Genomic DNA, 17,572 nt, shown 5'->3' with positions numbered 1-17,572 from the left:
GCCATCCGTCATAGGACGAGGAACCGATTCCTTGCCGTCAACCCTCGGAACCCATGCGGGCAAGGCAGCGGGCCTGATCGCGCGGGCGGCCAAGTTCCTGATAGCGCGAGGCCGCCTCGTCGAAGGCGGCGAGCGCGCGGATCTCGTGGTTCTGCGCCCGCCGCTGCACACCGCGCGCTTCCCAAAGGGCAGCCGCCCAGGGGCCGCCATGCCACATGCCGGCGATGCGCTCGGCGTCGTTCAGGCGGCGGTCGACCTGGTCCAGTTCGCCCGCCTCGGCAAGCGCGATCGCGGAGGCCGTGCGCAGCGCCATCGAACAGGGCTGGCAGGCGCCGTGGGTCAACAGCCGGTCGCCGGCGAGGATCTGCTGCGCCACCATCTTGGGTGTCGCCGCCGCCCGCACGGCCAGCGCCTGCATGCGCATGATCAGGTGCGGGGATAGCCATGAGCGTTCGGCGTCGGTGAGACCGCGTTGGATGAGCCGGCTGGCGCGCCATTTCTGGCCGCGCTCGAGCGCGATCTCGGCGAGCCGCTCTATGGCGAGCACGCGGCCGGCCACCGCGTCCGCCTCAAGCAGCAGCCGCTCGGCCTCGATCAGGTGGCGCTCGGCCTCGTCGAGGTCGCCCGAGAACAGCGCCGCCTCGCCCAGAAGCAGGCAGGCAAGCCCGCGACCGGCATTCGATCCGGCCTCCTCGGCCACGGTGAGCAGTTCGCGGGCAAGGCCTGCGACTTCGGCATGGCCCGAGGCGCTGCAGAGGCAGAATTCGGATAGGCAAAGGTGGCCATCGAAGACATGCTGCACGAAGGCCGGTTTGGCGCGAACCCATTCGATGAATTCTGAGCGGAACAGTTGCGGCCACTGCGCCCGCATCATCGAGGCGATGCCGAGCAGCGCGCTCGCCTCGCCGACTTCGCGCGGCAGGTCGGCACCGAGCGCCAGGTCGCGGGTGTGCCTGGCGATCTCGCTTGCCTTGTCGAACTCGCCGCTTTGCAAATGCACCAGGCCCCAGGCGAGCGAGGTGCGGATGCGCTCCGACGGGTTGACGGTGGCGGCGCCGGAGAGGGCCAGCGCCTTCTCGTAAAGGGCAATGGTCGCCGCACTCGGCCCAACGCCGAGTTCGGCGTGCAGGTTGTCGCGCAGCTGGTTGAACTGGCGGATGGCCTCGACACGGTTGCCGGCATCGAGTGCCGCCTGCATCAGCGCGCACTGGGCCTGCTCGTCGGCGGGGTCGAGCGCGATCAGGCGCTGCCATAGGCCGCCGGCGCGCAAAAGATCGCTGTAGCGCTGCTGCGATTGCGCGCGCGGTGTGTCGAGCCACTCGACGAAAAGATCGTCCGGCAAAAGCCTGCCACCATACAGGTCGGCCGCGCGTTCATAGGCGCTCCGGTCACCGCCGCGCAGCGCCGCCTTGGCGGCGGCCTCGAAGCTTTCGGTGTCGATCTCGAGCTCGGCATGCGGGGCAAGCGAGACGATGTCGTTGCTCACCTCGATCAGGTCGTGGGCCCCAAGCGCGCGGCGCGCGAAATGAATGGCCTTGCGCAGATTGGCGCCGGCCGCCTCGGGATCGGCGTCGGGCCAGAAAATTTCCATGGCCTGCTCGCGGTGGATGCGGTGGGCAGCCCTGAGCGCCAGCATCTTGACCAGGGCCGAGGCGCGATCGCGCCGCCAGTCGGCCGCCGGGATCGGGCGGCCATCGACGCTGACGGCGAAGCGGCCGAGCAGATGGATCGAAACGCGCATACAGGCACCATCAGGAAAGCCAGCCCTGGGGCGCCAGAGCCGTCACCAACCAGGGAGCGTCGGGGAACGCTCGCGGAACATAGATTTCCTAATTTGCCCCCGCAATCGAATTCCAACCGGAAAGGAAAGCAACCATGTCACTCCGTATCGCAGACATCGCCCCCGACTTCACCGCCGAGACCACCGAAGGCACGATCAGCTTCCACGAATGGCTGGGCAAGGGCTGGGGCATCCTGTTCTCCCACCCCAAGGACTACACGCCCGTGTGCACGACCGAACTCGGCTACATGGCGCGCCTCAAGCCCGAGTTCGACAAGCGCGGCGTCAAGGTCATCGGCCTCTCGGTCGACCCCGTCGAGAAGCACGCCGGCTGGGCCAAGGACATCGCCGAGACGCAGGGCATGGCGCCGAACTTCCCGATGATTGGCGACCCGACGCTCGCCATCTCGCAGCTCTACGACATGTTGCCGGCGTCGGCCGGCAACAGCGCCGACGGACGCACCGCCGCCGACAACCAGACGGTGCGCAACGTCTATGTCATCGGCCCGGACAAGAAGATCAAGCTGGTGATATCCTACCCGATGACGACGGGCCGCAACTTCGACGAGGTGCTGCGCGTGGTGGACTCCTTGCAGCTGACAGCCAAGCACCRCCTGGCGACGCCGGTCAACTGGAAGCCAGGCGACGACGTCATCATCGCGGGATCGGTGTCGAACGACGAAGCGAAGCAACTCTACCCTCAGGGTTGGAAGGAGCCGAAGCCCTACATCCGGATCGTGCCGCAGCCAGTCCTGACCTGACATCGACCAACCTACCTGGACTTGGACGGCCAACACTTTGGCGGCGAGGACACGGGAAGTCCCGCCGCCACGACGGGAATGATCGATCAACCGGGAAACCTTGGTGGGAACAAAGATGAACACTGCAAGCAAACCGCGCATCGTCGTGCTGGGAGCTGGTTTCGGCGGCCTGGAACTGACGACGCTGCTTTCCGAAGCGATGGGCGACAGCATCGAGGTGACGCTGATCGATCAGAGCGATTCCTTCGTGTTCGGCTTTTCCAAGCTGGACGTAATGTTCGGACTGAAGACGCCGCAGGCCGTGCGCCTGCCCTACAAAAGCTACGCCAAGCCCGGCGTCAGGATGCTGAAGCGCACGATAACCTCGATCGATCCCGAAAGGCGCCGGGTGACCACCAATGACGGCGTGTTCGACGCCGACCACCTCGTCGTCGCGCTGGGTGCCGAATATGATTTCGACGGCACGCCAGGGCTCTCGGGAACCAACGAGTTCTACACCGTGGCGGGAGCGGAGCGGCTGCGCGACATGCTGCCTACCTTCAGAAAAGGCAAGGCGATGGTCGGCGTCTGCGGGGCGCCCTACAAGTGCCCACCGGCGCCCAGCGAATGTGTGCTGATGCTGCACGACTATCTGGTCAGGCAGGGCGTGCGCGAGGCCTGCGAGATCGCCCTGGTGCTGCCGCTGGGCAGCCCGGTACCACCCTCGCCCGACACCTCGCGAGCGCTGCTGGCGGCCTTTGCCGAACGCGACATCAAGTTCGTCCCCGGCAGGCGCGTCGCCTCCGTCGACAATGCCCGCAATGTGGCGGTGCTCGACGACGGCACGGAAATGCCGTTCGATCTCTTCCTCGGTGTTCCCAAGCATCGCGTGCCGCCAGTGGTGCTGGAAAGCGGCATGGCCGAGAACGGCTGGATCCCGGTCAATCCGCGTACGCTCGAAACAAGATACGAGAATGTCTATGCCGTAGGCGACGGCGCCAACACCGGCACGCCCAAGGCCGGCGTGTTCGCCGAGGGTGCGGCGCGCGCCGTTGCCACCGGGCTCATCGCAAAACTGCGCCAGAGCGGCAGCGGCGCGCTCTATGACGGCTTCGGCACCTGCTATATCGAGTTCGGCGGCGGCCGCATCGGCAAGGTCGAGGTCGATTTCTTCTCAGGCCCAGCACCAACGGGCACCTACTACGAGCCCTCGGTGGCGCTGCGCGCTGACAAGGAGACTTTTGGATCGAGCCGCCGCTCGCGCTGGTTCGGCCTCTAGGGCCAGAGGATGAAGAGCACTCGGGGGCCGGATACCCCTCGGCGCGATCCTGGCGCCCGAAGCGGGAAGGCGAGCCCCTGCCCCGTTGCATCAAGCCTCGCGGCGATCACCTCATCGACCATGGGTGTGATCTTGGCTATCCTGTCGGCAATGACGATGGTCCACGAGGACGCCACCACGGAGGGATGCTGCGATGGTTGGAGCTTCGGCCGGCTTGCCGCGCTACGCGGATGCCGTTCAGCGCTTTCGTATCGAGGATGAAGTCGCGCGCCTTCATGGCGACCCGTCGACCGGCATCAATGCCTGCGTCGAATGCTGCGATCGCCACGCCGGGCAAAACCGGCTGGCGCTGCGCGCGGTCTCCGCCAAAGGCGAGCTGCGGGAATTCAGCTTCGATGATCTTCGCGATATGTCGGCGCGCGTCGGCAATATGCTGAAGGTGGCCGGCGTCGGCCCCGGTGACGTCGTCGCCGGCATGCTGCCGCGTATTCCCGAACTGGTCGCGCTTATCCTCGGCACCTGGCGCATCGGCGCGGTCTACCAGCCTCTGTTCACGGCCTTCGGCCCGAAAGCCATCGAGCACCGACTGAAGACCAGCGGCGCAAAACTCGTCGTCACCAACACCGCCAATCGTGGCAAGCTGGACGAGGTGGAGGATTGCCCCCGCGTGGCGACCATCCTTGCCCCTGGCGAGACCTTGCCGGCGGGCGACATCGATTTCCGCGCCGCGTTTGCCGCCGCCTCGACGTCCTGCGAGCTGGTCATGCGCAAAGGCGACGACCTGTTCATGATGATGTCGACCTCGGGCACGACAGGCCTGCCCAAGGGCGTGCCGGTGCCGCTGCGCGCGCTGCTGGCCTTCGGCACCTATATGCGCGATGCGATCGGTTTGCGGCCCGACGACGTCTTCTGGAACATCGCCGATCCCGGCTGGGCCTACGGCCTGTATTACGCCATCACCGGCCCCTTGCTGCTCGGCATCGCCACCACCTTCAACGAGGGCGCCTTCACCGCCAACAGCACCTACGACATCATCGAGCGCCTCGGCATCACCAGCCTCGCCGGTTCGCCGACCGCCTTCCGCCTGCTGCTGGCCGAAGGCGCGGCGCCCGCCGCCCGCATCAAGGGCCGGCTGCGCGTGGTGAGCAGTGCCGGCGAGCCGCTCAACCCGGAAGTCATCCGCTGGTTCGACGCCCATCTCGGCGTGCCGATCCATGACCATTACGGCCAGACCGAAAACGGCATGTTGGTCAACAACCATCACGGCCTGTCGCACCCGGTGCGCCCGGGCTCGGCCGGCTTTGCCATGCCGGGCTACCGCATCGTCGTGCTGGACGAGGCCGGCCAGGAGCTCGGCCCCAACCAGCCCGGCATCCTCGCCGTCGACATCGCCAACTCGCCGCTGCGCTGGTTCGACGGCTACCACCAGGCGGAAACACCGGCGATTTCGGACGGCTACTACCGCAGCGGCGACACGGTCGAGTTCGAGCCCGACGGCTCGATCAGCTTCATCGGCCGCGCCGACGACGTCATCACCTCGTCGGGCTATCGCATCGGCCCGTTCGACGTCGAAAGCGCGCTCATTGAACACCCGGCGGTCAACGAGGCAGCGGTTGTCGGCGTGCCCGACCCGCAGCGCACCGAGATCGTCAAGGCCTTCGTCATCCTGGCATCTTCGTTTCGCGGCAGCCCGGAACTGGCCGAGGAACTGGCACAGCACGTCCGCAAGCGGCTCTCGGCCCACGCCTATCCGCGCGAAATCGACTTCGTCACCGAATTGCCGAAGACGCCGAGCGGCAAGATCCAGCGGTTCTTGCTGAGGAAGGCGGAGGTGGAGAAGCGGAAGGGGTGAGGTGTGGTCCGCAAAGCGGACGGAAAGCCAATTGCTTGGCTTTCCGAACAACGAACGCCCGGAGCGACAGCGGAGGGCCGGCCGACGCATACAATGCTTGGCGTCGACGGTACTGCCGCGCAATAGCCGCAAAGCTGCTTGATGGCTCCCAATCTGTCGATCGCCATAAGGGGGCTATGTCATGCGGTTGGTCTGGATGATCGTGTTCGCACTCATGACCGGAGCCGCTTTCGCGGCCTCGCCGGAGGACGACTATATCGCCGCACGCGACAAGGCGATTTCCGCTATCGCAGCGCTGGAAAGCGCGAACGAACCCGTGGAAACGCTCGATGCCGCCGGGACGAAAGCGCTGGCCGATCTGGAAAAGCGGCTTTCAGCCCTTCTCGGCCCCTTGGCGGTTTCAGGTTTTCCGGCAACCGGCACGATCAATCTCGAAAGCCTGAGCGATGCCGATATCGGGTTCGGCATGCTGGACGGGTTGCGGTACAGCAAAGGCGACGACGACCCGAGCCTGGTGGCAACGACGCGGGGGCTTCTCGCGCGGTGGCTCCAGTCCAGAGCCGCCGAGATGGATACGAGCTTCAGACTGCCCACCGGCATCGATGCGGCGCTGAAGCTCGATGCCTTCTATACCCAGGCGATCAACAGCGACGCCGCGTTCACGGGGACGCTCGACTTTCCCCTGAAGAAGCCTGGAGGCGCCGACATCGCCTTTGCGCGGCTCGGCGGTTGGGCGCAGGACATAGGACCGAACCCCGACCAGCAGGTCATCGTCACGCTCGTCAAGGGCAACAGCGTCATGATCGCCTCGGCCCCTGCGGCACCGCCTGTTCCGAAGATCGCCGCCTGCGACGCCTTGTGGGCCTCGGCCGATGCCGCCGCCCAGAAGTTCCAGGAGGCCTACCAAGCCTCGGACCTCAAGGACCAAAAGTCGTATGACGCCGCCAATGCCGCCTGGGAGAAAGGTGACGCCGACTATCGCGCCTGTGTGGGCCAGCACCTGCCGGGCGAGCCGGTCTTCCCGGCGCTTCTCGCCCAGGCCCAGGAGCTTGCCGATCACATGGCCGGCAAGTAGGCCCTCCCGGCGTGTCGGCGCCGCGCCTTCCTCAGCCCCGCCGGCCAAGGTAAGGCGCGGTTCGGGCGCTACTCCCTCGCGCGATAGGCCTCCGGCACGACGAAGACTTCGTCGGCACGGCCATAGCCGCCGTCGGCGACCTCCTCCACCAGCACCATCGTGTAGGGCCGGACGCCTTCGCCGAAAAAGTCGACGAACATTGCCGTGGTTCGATGGATGAGGTCTTCCTTCTGCGCCTTGGAGAGAGCCGCTTGCGGCATCTTGATGTTGGCGAATGGCATGATCGTTTTCCTTGGTCTTTGAGGGTTGGGTTCAAGCAGTCGGATGGAGCAGGTCGGCAAGACCGATCCGTTCCATGAGTTGCGCGCGGACACGATCGGCGACGCCATTGACGACCGCCGCACCATCGTCCGCGGGGTCGACGTGCACGCGCAGCGGACGCCTTCCGTGCGGCATCGCCACGAGGTCGACGATGGCCGCCGCGATATCAGTCGGATCGGCATCCGCTGGCTCGAGTGCGGCCAGCCCCTTCAGCACCTGCTGATCGACGCCGGTGTAGGGGCCGGACCAGTAGAGCGCGGCGCGCTCCGCATCCGCCGGCGCTGCCGCATGATGAAAATGCTCGGTGCCCTTGGTGAAGGCGCCCGGCACGACGATGGTCGTCTCGATGCCGAAGCGGGCGAGTTCCAGCGCATAGCTCTGCGCCAGTGCATCCATGCCGGCCTTGGCCGCGAAATAGGCCGCAAGGAAGGGCGGCGTGCCGCCGCGCGTGCTGCTCGAGCCAACCCAGATCATCTGGCCCCTGCCAAGAGAGCGCATAAGCGGCAAGGCCGCCCTGTTGACGCGCTGTGTGCCGACGACGTTGACGTCATAGAGCTGCGCCAGCTGTTCGGGCGCGAAAGCCTCGGTCGGTCCAAACCCCATGTGCCCGGCATTGTGGATCAGCACGTCGAGCCGGCCGGTCTCGCTGAGGATCAGGCGCACGGCCGCCTCGGCCGAGGCGTCCGAGGTCACATCGAGCGCGATGGGTTTGAGCGCCACGCCCTCGTCGCGAGCGAATTCTTCCATCTCGGCGGCCGCCGCACCGCCGCGCGCCGCCGGGTCGCGCATCGATGCATAGACCGTGTGGCCCGCGCTTGCGAGCGCCCGCGCCGTCATCGCGCCGAAGCCGCTGGAAGCGCCTGTGATCAAAATTGTCTGTTGCATGATTGTCTCCTCAGACCACGCCGCCATTGGCGCGGATGATTTGCCCGTTGACCCAACCGCTATCCGGCCCGGCCAGGAACGACACGAGCCCGGCAATGTCGTCGGGCTGGCCGAGCCGGCCGAGCGGGATCATTTTGCCGATGGCCTCGATTTGCGCCTGGCTCTTGCCGTCCGTGAACAGGGCGGTCTCGATCGGTCCGGGCGCCACCGCGTTGACGGTGACGCGGCGCGCGCCAAGCTCCTTGGCCAGGATGTGGGTCATCGCCTCGACGCCCGCCTTGGTGGCGGCGTAGACGCCGTAACCCGGCTGGTAGAGGCCGACGACGCTGCTTGAGAAGTTGATGATACGACCGCCGTCGCGAAGTCGGCGCGCACCTTCCCGCATGCCGCGGAACACACCGCCGAGATTGATCGCGATCTGCATGTCGAAAGAAGCGTCATCGGTCTCGGCGATCGGCGACGTCTTCATGATGCCGGCATTGTTGACGAGAATGTCGATGCCGCCGAACGCCTTCTCGCCGGCATCGAACAGCCTGGTGAGGCCGGCCGGATCGGCGATATCGGCCTGCACGGCGATCGCCTTGCCGCCGCCGGCTTCGATCGCCCGGACAAGCTGTTCGGCCTCAGCGCGTCCCCGTGCGTAGTTGACGACGACAGCGACACCGTCGCCGGCGAGCCGCCGCGCGATGGCGGCACCGATGCCCTTGGAGGCGCCGGTCACAATCGCCGCTCTGGTTTGAGTGCCCGTGTCTGTCTGCTGATTTGTCATGGAAGGTCTCCGCGTTGTTGGTGACACGGATATAGGCCAAGCCATCCTCCGGATAATCAGCCGCCTATTGACATGACTATTCGGAAACTGCGAACAAAGACCATGGATCGTCTGGACACCATGCGGCTCTTCGTTCGCGTCCTGGAGCGGCGCAGCTTCACCGCCGCCGCGGCAGATCTCGGCCTGCCGCGCTCAACCGCGACGGAAGCGATCCGGCGGCTCGAAGAGCATCTCGGCGCGCGCCTGCTGGAGCGAACGACGCGGCAGGTGAACGCCACGCAAGACGGCGAAGCCTATTACCGGCGCTGCCTGTCCATCCTCGCCGAGATCGAGGATGCCGAGGCCGCCTTCCGCAATGCCGAGCCCTACGGGCTGCTGCGCATCGACGCCAGCACGCTGCTCACCCGCACATTCCTGTTGCCGCGCCTGCCCGAGTTTCTCGCCCGCTATTCCCGCATCGATCTGCAGATCGGCCAGAGCGACAGGCTGGTCGATCTCGTGCGCGAGGGCGTCGACTGTGTGATACGCGTCGGCGAGCCGCCCGACAGCGGCATGATCATGCGGCGCCTGGCGATGATCCGCGAGATCACCTGCGCCAGTCCCGCCTATCTCGAACGCAACGGCATGCCGATCTCCCCCGATGCGTTGGACGGTCACCAGGCCGTGGGCTTCGTCTCGTCGCGCACCGGCGAGACCCTGCCCTTCGAATTCACCGTCGCCGGCAAGGCCCGCGAGGTCCGGTTGCCGGGCCGCGTCGCCGCCAACAATTCCGACACCGCCGCCGATCTGGCACGGCTTGGGCTCGGCCTCATCCAGGCACCGCGCTATCGCTTCGAGAAGGACCTTGCCGATGGAACGCTCGTCGAGGTGCTGGCCGACTACCCGCCCTCGCCGACGCCGCTGTCGGCGCTTTACCCGCAGAACAGGCAGCTCTCGCCGCGGCTTCGCGTCTTCCTCGACTGGGCATCGCGCATCTTCGCAGTTGCGAACCTTTAGCGGCCGGCATCGACCGTGAAGAAGTCCAAACGGCGCCAGCCCGCTATGCATTGGTTCAGCCTGCGAGCTAAAATGCCGGCATTGGCACGATGTTGAAACTTCAGGCTGGCCTGGAAGGTTAAATTTAAGCGTTTGCTACTAGGATCGATCGACGAGCTATTGTCCAGGAAAGGTACCCGGGTCGAATTGGCCACAACGCGATACAGTCTCGGCCGCTTGAGACAGGCCATTTTTTCTTCCGCCAACTTGCCGGCGGCAATAGCCTTTGTTGTGCTCATGGTCTGCGCCGTCGTTGCCGACCAGCAGAACAGGAAGGTCTCCGACCAACTGGCGCGCGCCGATGTGCTGGCCAAGGTCAACGTCATCCGCGCCAAGCTCGAAGGCAACATAAACGGCAATCTCCAGCTTGTTCAGGGGCTCGTCTCGGCCATCGTTACAGAGCCCTACATGGGCCAGCAGAGATTTGCGTCGCTCGCAGGCAATCTGTTCGAGCAGAAATCGCAATTGCACAACATCGCCGGCGCGCCCGACCTGGTCATCTCGCTGATGTACCCGATGGAAGGCAACGAGAAGGCAATCGGGCTCGACTACCGCAAGAACGAGGAGCAACGCCTGGCAGCGCTTCGGGCGCGCGACCAGCGCGTGCTGGTATTTGCCGGACCGGTCAAACTGGCGCAAGGCGGGCGCGGCTTCATCGGTCGCATCCCGGTCTTCGTGCCGACGGCGGGAGGCGGCGACCGCTTCTGGGGCATCGTCTCGGCAGTCGTCGATGTCGACCGGCTCTACGCGGCAAGCGGACTGGCCGACCCCGATCTCGACATCGATGTCGCGCTGACCGGCAAGGATGCGCTGGGCGGCGGGGGCGAACGTTTCTTCGGCAACGGCACTGTCGTCGCCGGCAAGCCCGTATCGGCCGATGTGCAGTTGCCTTCGGGTTCCTGGCAGATTTCGGCCATCCCCAAGGACGGCTGGCCAGCGGCTCCGAAAAATCAATGGACCTTGCGGGCGCTCATGGCATTTGCCGGCGCGCTGGTGGTGCTGCCGATTCTCGTGGCCGGGCGGCTGTTTGGCGAAAGGCAAAGGAACGACGCCGAGTTGAGGCGCCTGTCCGGTCGCCTGGAGCTGGCGCTGGACGCCTCGGGCATCGGCGTTTGGGAGCACGACCTCGCCACCAACGAACTGCTGTGGGACGAACGCGTCAACGAAATCTATGGCAAGCCGGCCGACGGCAAGCCACGCGGCTATAACGACTGGGCGCTGGCGATCCACCCAGAGGACATCGAGCGGGCAAAGCAGGACTTCGATTCGGCCGCGACGACAAAAGGCCCCTACTTCTCGCAATACCGGCTCCTGCGCCCCGACGGCGCCGTCCGTCATGTGCGCACGCGCGCCAGCTTCTTCCAGGACATCGGCGGCACGCCCAAGCTGATCGGCGCCGAATGGGACGTGACCAGCGACGTCCTGCTCAATGAGAACCTCATTCGCGAGCGCCAGCTGTCGGAATCGAAGAACGCCGAGCTGAAGCTCGCCAAGGCGCATATCGAGCATGTGGCGCTGCACGATTCACTGACCGGCCTGCCCAACCGCCGCTATCTCGACGAGATGCTGGCCGAAACCGGCCAACACGACCGCATGGCGCTGCTGCATCTCGACCTCGACCGCTTCAAGCAGATCAATGACACGCTCGGGCACGCAGCGGGCGACGCGATGCTTATCCATGCCTCGAAGGTCATCAAGGCCAATGCCGGCTCCGCGGATTTCGTTGCGCGCATCGGCGGCGACGAGTTCGTCGTGGTGAGCCATGGGCGTGACGACGACGAACTCTCGGCACTCGCCGACCGGATCATCGAGGAGATGCGCCAGCCTGTCTATTACCGGGGCCATCAGTGCCGGTTCGGGGTCAGCATCGGCATTGCCGCCAACAGCGGCGTCGACGCAAAGCAGTTGCTCGTCAACGCCGATCTCGCGCTTTACCGGGCGAAAGGCCGTGGCCGCAACCGCTACGAGTTCTTCAACGAGGAACTGCAGAGCGAGATCGTGCGGACCAAGCAGGTCGCCGACGAGATCCTGGGCGGGCTGGAGCGGGATGAATTCGTCGCCTACTACCAGCCGCAGTTCGACGCCAGGACGCTCGAGATCGTCGGCGTCGAAGCGTTGTCGCGCTGGAAGCACCCGCGGCGTGGCATCCTGGCCCCCGACGCCTATCTCAAGGTGGCCGAAGAGCTCAATGTCGTGGCGCTGATCGACCGCATCGTCCTCAAGGATGCGCTGGAGAATTTCGAGCGCTGGTCGCGCAGCCACCTCAACATCCCGCGTGTCTCGGTCAACGTCTCGGCCAGGCGCCTGGAGGACAAGGACTTGATCAAGGGTTTGCGCGAGCTCGCCATCAAGGAAGGAACCGTGTCGTTCGAGCTGGTGGAGTCCATCTTCCTCGACGAGAACGACGATCTCGTCACCTGGAACATCGAGCACATCAAGGAGCTCGGCATCGACATCGAGATCGACGATTTTGGCACCGGCTATGCCTCGATCGTTTCGCTGCTCAAGTTGCGGCCGCGTCGCCTCAAGATCGACCGCCAACTGGTCACGCCCATCACTGGCTCAATGGCCCAGCGGCAGCTGGTGTCGTCGATCATCGAGATCGGCAAATCGCTCGGCATCGAAGTGGTTGCCGAGGGCGTCGAGACGATGGAGCACGCGCGCATCCTGAAGGAGCTTGGCTGCGATATCCTGCAAGGCTACTTTCTTGGCCGCCCGATGGAGGCGAAGGCCTTCAAGACCTTTGCCCAGTCGCGCAAATGGCTGGCCGCGGGGTAGTGGCTCGGCGCCCTTAGCTCCTGAGCCCCGGCGCTTCCTGCCCCGTCCGCTCGACATATTCGGTATAGCCACCGCCATAAGTGTGGATGCCTTCTGGCGTCAGTTCCAGCACGCGGTTGGAAAGCGCCGCCAGGAAATGCCGGTCGTGCGACACGAAGAGCATGGTGCCTTCATACTGCGAAAGCGCCGTGATCAGCATCTCCTTGGTGGCGATGTCGAGATGGTTGGTCGGCTCGTCGAGCACCAGCAGGTTGGGTGGGTCGAACAGCATCAGCGCCATCACCAGCCGCGCCTTCTCGCCGCCTGACAGCACCCGGCATTTCTTCTCGATTTCGTCGCCGGAAAAGCCGAAGCAGCCAGCGAGTGCCCTGAGCGGCGCCTGGCCGGCCTGCGGGAACGCGTCCTCGAGCGTCTGGAACACGGTGCGCTCGCCTTCCAGCAATTCCATGGCGTGTTGGGCGAAATAGCCCATCTTGACGCTTGGGCCGCGCGCCACGGTGCCGGCGTCGGGCTCGGACGCACCGGCGACCAGCTTCAACAGCGTCGACTTGCCGGCGCCGTTGACGCCCATGATGCACCAGCGCTCGCGGCGGCGGACCTGGAAATCGAGCCCCTCATAGACGCTGCGGCTGCCATAACCCTTATGGACGCTCTTCAGCGTCACGACATCCTCGCCACAGCGCGGCGCCGGCTGGAAGTCGAACGACACAGTCTGGCGGCGCTTGGGCGGCTCGACGCGGTCGATCTTGTCCAGCTTCTTCACCCGGCTCTGCACCTGGGCGGCGTGCGAGGCGCGCGCCYTGAAGCGCTCGATGAAGGCAATCTCCTTGGCCAGCATCGCCTGCTGGCGCTCGAACTGCGCCTGCTGCTGTTTGTCGGCGATCGCCCGCTGCTGCTGGTAGAATTCGTAATTGCCGGAATAGGCTGTCAATGAACCGGCGTCGATCTCGACCACCTTGTTGACGATGCGGTTCATGAACTCGCGGTCGTGCGAGGTCATCAGCAATGCGCCATCATAGTTCTTCAGGAAGGATTCCAGCCAGATCAGGCTTTCGAGGTCGAGATGGTTGCTCGGCTCGTCGAGCAGCATGGCGTCGGGCCGCATCAGAAGAATGCGGGCCAGAGCCACGCGCATCTTCCAGCCGCCGGAGAGTTTGCCGACATCGCCGTCCATCATCTCCTGGCTGAAACCCAGGCCATCGAGCACCTCGCGCGCGCGGCCGTCGAGCGCATAGCCATCGAGCTCCTCGAAACGGTGCTGCGCCTCGCCATATCTGGCGATGATGTCGTCCATCTGGTCGGCCTGGTCGGGGTCGGCCATGGCGGCCTCGAGTGCGGCCATCTCGGCCGCCACGTCGCTCACCGGCCCGGCGCCGTTCATCACTTCGGCCACCGCGCTGTGGCCTTCCATGTCGCCGACATCCTGGCTGAAATAACCGATGGTGACGCCACGATCGACCTGCACCTGGCCTTCGTCGGGCTGTTCCCGCCCGGTGATCATGCGAAACAGCGTCGTCTTGCCGGCGCCGTTGGGGCCGACGAGGCCGACCTTCTCGCCCTTCTGCAGCGCCGCCGACGCTTCGATGAAGACAAGCTGACGGCCATTCTGCTTGCTGATGCTTTCCAGTCTGATCATGCGATTTCCGGGGGCTTGGAACTTGGAAGGATTTTCCCCGGGGCCATACGCGATGGCGGGCGCCAGAGGAAGAGGCACAAGCGCCGCAGCGGCAACACTTCCCTCCTTCTTGTGGGAGAAGCCAAGACCGTCCCCGGACACAATCCAGAAACAAGATTCAACAGTTCGGAAAAACTGGCGAAAAGATTGGCTGGCATAAGCATCCCCGCTGCAGCCGGAATGGTCGCGGCACAACGCCAACGGATGTTACCGGCAATGCAACGAGGTTCTAACGGATGGACGGGTGCCCTGCTCGGCATGTCGCTTGCCGTCACCGCGATCGGACCGTCGGAAGCAAAAGCCGCCATCACCCGCAGCGAGCACTGCGACCGGCTCAGTCATCAACTCGACGAAGTCATCCAGACCAAAGCCGAGACAGCCGAGGTCGCCGAGGCAACGACACTGCAGAAGACAGCCATCCGCTTCTGTGCCGAGCGCAAGCAGGCGCAAGGCATCAGGACGCTGGCCAACGCTCTGGAGCTGCTTGGGGTGACGCCGGACGATGAGGCTGAGTGAGATCATATCTCAGGAAGCACAGCCACAAGCACACCGGCAACAAGCACTGCAAGGCTTATTGATAGCGCTTTCTTTCTGGCTTCCTCCCAGGAGAGGCCGCCACTCGCAAAAGCGAGGGCGGCTTTTTCTTGCGTGCAGTTTCGGCAAAAGTGCGGAACCGTCTTTCGCTGCAATTGTGTGAAACCAAGATGTTAGCGCAATTCAACGATTCAGATGTTGAAGTGCTTTGCGCGACACATCGATTGGAGCCGGCCGATCATTCCCGCGTTCGTACAGACCACCATCTCGCCTGGTCAGGGTACCATCCGTCACCACGGCAGCCTTTTGCCGTCGCGAAAGAAACCGCCGGTCGGCCCTTCGTCCGGCAAGGTCGCCGCCCAGACGATGCCCGCTGCTCCTTGCGCAACGGGGCGCCCGCCCGGCCCGCCCATGTCGGTGGCGACCCAGCCCGGGCAGACGGCGTTGACCAGGACGCCGGCGCCGCGCAGTTCAGCCGCCAGCACGCAGGTCAGCGCGTTGAGCGTCGCCTTCGATGTCGAATAGGCCGGCGCCCCCGCCCCCATCGAGGCCAGCGAACCACCCTCGGAAGAAACGTTAACCAGCCTGCCATGGCCACCGGCCTTGAGCAGCGGCGCGAAGGCGGACGCAGCCCGCCAGGCACCGAAGACATTGGTCTCGAACGCCTCGCGGATCACCGTCCAGTCCGGCAGCAAGGCCCGCGAACCGGCGTCGTAGTGGATCGCGGCGTTGTTGATCAGCACGTCGAGACGGCCGAACTGGCGCTCGACATCCGCCGCCGCCAATGCCGCAGCGTCGGGCGCCGCGACGTCGAACGCGATGGCCTCGACATGGCCATCGAGGCCTCGTGCCGCCGCTTCGCCTCTGGCGAGGTCGCGCACGCCGAGCAGAACGGTGAAGCCGAGCTTCGCCAACTGGCGCCCGGTCTCGAGCCCGATGCCGCGATTGGCGCCGGTAACCAGCGCGACCTTGCTGGATTGCGTGTTCATGTGCTGCTCCTGGGATGTCGATTGCTTCGGGAGAAAGATGGCACGAGCAGAAGTGATTTATTAGGTGGCCGGGATCGCAGTCTTCATGCGATGGCGTGCAGGAATCGGGTGGTGGCCGGGCGGCACGCCATGCGATGGTTGATCCATCACGAGGACCAGCCATGCTCACGCTTCATGATTATCTGCCATCGCAGAATGGCTGGAAGGTCCGGGTTCTGCTCGGGCTGCTCAATATCCCCTATGACAGTCGCAAGGTCTCGATTTTCGAGGGCGAGAGCCACACCGACGCCTTCCTTGAACTCAATCCTGCCGGTGCCGTACCGGTGCTCCAGCTCGAAGACAGCAGTGCCATCGCCGAATCCAATTCGATCCTGACTTACCTCGCCGAAGGGACGCCCCTTCTGCCGGCGGACCGCTATCAGCGCGCCAAAGTCATGCAGTGGCTGTTCTTCGAACAGTACAATGTCGAACCGGTCATCGGCTCGCTGCGCTTCTGGACCTTGACCGGACGCCTCGAGCGCAACCAGGGCATGGTTGCAGGCAAGCGCGAAGCCGGAGCCCGCACCCTCGCCGCCATGAACCGCAGCCTTGGCGACACCCCGTTTCTCGTCGGAAACGACTTCACGATCGCCGATATCGCTGTCTATGCCTACAGCCATCGCGCCGAGGATTGCGGCTTCTCGCTGGCGGACTATCCGGCGGTCATGGGGTGGATTGGCCGCGTGCGCGACGCCATCGGTCCCGGCTATCCGGTCCATCCCTACAGCATTGACCCGCATTCCGGGGCCTGAACGGCTTACCTCTTGCCCTGCGGACGATGCTGAAACCCCACTCAAGCGGGACCGGGAACCCGTCTGTTTACACCGCAGGAGAATAGGGATATTTTGTATCCTTAATAAAGCTCGGTCAGTATCGACCCCGGAATTCATCGATGATCCTGAAAAGCCAAGTCGAATGGGCGCTGCACTGCTGCGCCATTCTCGCAGGCCTGCCTGCCGGGCGCTATCTCTCGACAAAAGCGCTTGCCGAGTTCCACGGCCTTCCCAAGGAGTATCTCTCCAAGGCCCTGCAAAGCCTGTCGCAGGCGGGGCTGGTCCATACGACGCTGGGTCCGTCAGGTGGATATCGATTGGCGCGGACACCGGCTGAACTGACCTTCCTGGATATTGTCGAAGCGGTCGAGGGCAAGACGCCGACGTTCGTGTGCAACAACATCCGCGCAAACAACCCATGCCGTCCGCAGGACTATTGCGAAAGCAGCCCTTGCGCGGTGTCGCGCATCATGTGGGAAGCCGACGAGGCCTGGCGGGCAAAATTGCGCAGCGTCAAGCTTTCCGATCTCACCGAGGCCCTGGCGCAGGAGATTCCAGCCGAACTCTGGAAGAGCAGCTTTGAATGGGTGCTGGAGCGCGCCGGATGAATGGAAATGGCAGATCGTGACGGATGGCTAGTCCTTCTTACAGACAACAGGCGGGCCATCGGGCACCCTGAGGATGCCACGCGAAAATGCCGGCCACGGGAGCGTGGAGAGCACTGGGCGGTGATCACCCGACATTGACTCGCCGGCATGATTTCAGCCTACCGGCACGGCCGGACGCAAGGATGGGCGCCCGGCCTACTTGCCTGGTCGGCCTACTTCTTGACAGGATAGGTCAGTTCCTTCTGGTTGGTGTCGACCACGAAGACTRCCAGTAGTTTTGCGGGCTTGGTCTTGCTGCCGTTCTCGCTCACACTGTGGCGATCGCCCGGCAATTCCGAAAAGCTCTCGCCGGCCTTGTAGACCTTGACCGGGCCGTCATTGACCTGGCTGCGGATGGAGCCTTCCAGAACCGTTGCATAGATGAAGGCGGAGGTCGGATG

The 17,572-nt window shown here is 64.7% G+C and carries 17 protein-coding genes; 9 read left to right on the top strand and 8 right to left on the bottom strand.

The genetic code is table 11. The features are described from left to right. Positions 1–37 precede the first annotated feature (37 nt). Positions 38–1,741: a BTAD domain-containing putative transcriptional regulator gene (locus ACXJ7R_RS01765; protein WP_457150300.1), complete on the bottom strand. Its 1,704-nt coding sequence runs from the start codon at positions 1,739–1,741 to the stop codon at positions 38–40. A gap of 134 nt (positions 1,742–1,875) precedes the next feature. On the opposite strand from ACXJ7R_RS01765, the gene ACXJ7R_RS01760 reads away from it, so the two are divergent. The 4 genes from ACXJ7R_RS01760 (at position 1,876) to ACXJ7R_RS01745 (ending at position 6,726) form a co-directional block, all read left to right on the top strand. Continuing rightward, positions 1,876–2,541 (top strand): peroxiredoxin, encoded by a 666-nt coding sequence (locus ACXJ7R_RS01760; protein WP_457150299.1) that lies wholly within the window; start codon positions 1,876–1,878, stop codon positions 2,539–2,541. A 115-nt stretch (positions 2,542–2,656) separates the two neighbouring features. Then, positions 2,657–3,799 (top strand): NAD(P)/FAD-dependent oxidoreductase, encoded by a 1,143-nt coding sequence (locus tag ACXJ7R_RS01755; RefSeq protein ID WP_457150298.1) that lies wholly within the window; start codon positions 2,657–2,659, stop codon positions 3,797–3,799. A 193-nt stretch (positions 3,800–3,992) separates the two neighbouring features. Further along, positions 3,993–5,651: an acyl-CoA synthetase gene (locus tag ACXJ7R_RS01750; protein WP_457150297.1), complete on the top strand. Its 1,659-nt coding sequence runs from the start codon at positions 3,993–3,995 to the stop codon at positions 5,649–5,651. 181 nt (positions 5,652–5,832) lie between these two features. Then, complete coding sequence (locus tag ACXJ7R_RS01745; protein WP_457150296.1) at positions 5,833–6,726, top strand: hypothetical protein; 894 nt, start codon at positions 5,833–5,835, stop codon at positions 6,724–6,726. Between the two features lie 68 nt (positions 6,727–6,794). Here the strand turns inward: ACXJ7R_RS01745 and ACXJ7R_RS01740 are convergent, their stop codons facing one another. From ACXJ7R_RS01740 to ACXJ7R_RS01730, 3 genes are read right to left on the bottom strand one after another with little or no spacing between them, the layout of a single operon-like run. Further along, complete coding sequence (locus ACXJ7R_RS01740; RefSeq protein WP_457150295.1) at positions 6,795–7,007, bottom strand: tautomerase family protein; 213 nt, start codon at positions 7,005–7,007, stop codon at positions 6,795–6,797. A gap of 31 nt (positions 7,008–7,038) precedes the next feature. Next, positions 7,039–7,935 (bottom strand): SDR family oxidoreductase, encoded by an 897-nt coding sequence (locus ACXJ7R_RS01735; protein WP_457150314.1) that lies wholly within the window; start codon positions 7,933–7,935, stop codon positions 7,039–7,041. Between the two features lie 7 nt (positions 7,936–7,942). Further along, positions 7,943–8,701 (bottom strand): SDR family oxidoreductase, encoded by a 759-nt coding sequence (locus tag ACXJ7R_RS01730; protein WP_457150294.1) that lies wholly within the window; start codon positions 8,699–8,701, stop codon positions 7,943–7,945. Between the two features lie 102 nt (positions 8,702–8,803). Between ACXJ7R_RS01730 and ACXJ7R_RS01725 the strand changes: the two genes are divergently transcribed. Beyond that, positions 8,804–9,697, top strand: coding sequence for a LysR family transcriptional regulator (locus ACXJ7R_RS01725; RefSeq protein WP_457150293.1), 894 nt, complete (start codon positions 8,804–8,806; stop codon positions 9,695–9,697). Here ACXJ7R_RS01725 and ACXJ7R_RS01720 read toward each other — a convergent pair. After that, positions 9,694–9,975, bottom strand: coding sequence for a hypothetical protein (locus ACXJ7R_RS01720; protein WP_457150292.1), 282 nt, complete (start codon positions 9,973–9,975; stop codon positions 9,694–9,696). The genes ACXJ7R_RS01725 and ACXJ7R_RS01720 overlap by 4 nt on opposite strands. On the opposite strand from ACXJ7R_RS01720, the gene ACXJ7R_RS01715 reads away from it, so the two are divergent. Further along, on the top strand, positions 9,974–12,514 hold the full coding sequence (locus tag ACXJ7R_RS01715) for a bifunctional diguanylate cyclase/phosphodiesterase (protein ID WP_457150291.1): 2,541 nt from the start codon (positions 9,974–9,976) through the stop codon (positions 12,512–12,514). The two genes, ACXJ7R_RS01720 and ACXJ7R_RS01715, sit on opposite strands and share 2 nt — an antisense overlap. A gap of 13 nt (positions 12,515–12,527) precedes the next feature. Here the strand turns inward: ACXJ7R_RS01715 and ACXJ7R_RS01710 are convergent, their stop codons facing one another. Then, positions 12,528–14,150, bottom strand: a complete 1,623-nt coding sequence (locus ACXJ7R_RS01710; RefSeq protein ID WP_457150290.1) for an ABC-F family ATP-binding cassette domain-containing protein — start codon at positions 14,148–14,150, stop codon at positions 12,528–12,530. A 255-nt stretch (positions 14,151–14,405) separates the two neighbouring features. Between ACXJ7R_RS01710 and ACXJ7R_RS01705 the strand changes: the two genes are divergently transcribed. Beyond that, positions 14,406–14,705, top strand: a complete 300-nt coding sequence (locus ACXJ7R_RS01705; RefSeq protein ID WP_457150289.1) for a hypothetical protein — start codon at positions 14,406–14,408, stop codon at positions 14,703–14,705. Between the two features lie 308 nt (positions 14,706–15,013). Here ACXJ7R_RS01705 and ACXJ7R_RS01700 read toward each other — a convergent pair whose 3' ends face one another. Then, positions 15,014–15,712, bottom strand: a complete 699-nt coding sequence (locus tag ACXJ7R_RS01700; protein WP_457150288.1) for an SDR family NAD(P)-dependent oxidoreductase — start codon at positions 15,710–15,712, stop codon at positions 15,014–15,016. Positions 15,713–15,873: 161 nt separating this feature from the next. On the opposite strand from ACXJ7R_RS01700, the gene ACXJ7R_RS01695 reads away from it, so the two are divergent. After that, a complete protein-coding gene (locus ACXJ7R_RS01695; RefSeq protein WP_457150287.1) occupies positions 15,874–16,503 on the top strand; it encodes a glutathione S-transferase family protein in 630 nt (209 codons plus the stop codon). A gap of 140 nt (positions 16,504–16,643) precedes the next feature. Then, complete coding sequence (locus ACXJ7R_RS01690; protein ID WP_095091225.1) at positions 16,644–17,132, top strand: RrF2 family transcriptional regulator; 489 nt, start codon at positions 16,644–16,646, stop codon at positions 17,130–17,132. A gap of 212 nt (positions 17,133–17,344) precedes the next feature. Here the strand turns inward: ACXJ7R_RS01690 and ACXJ7R_RS01685 are convergent. After that, positions 17,345–17,572, bottom strand: a 228-nt coding sequence (locus tag ACXJ7R_RS01685) for a cupin domain-containing protein (RefSeq protein ID WP_457150286.1), incomplete at its 5' end; no start/stop codon positions are given.

This window comes from Mesorhizobium sp. P5_C1, from assembly GCF_054049815.1.
This window is presented reverse-complemented; position numbering and strand designations above follow the sequence as displayed.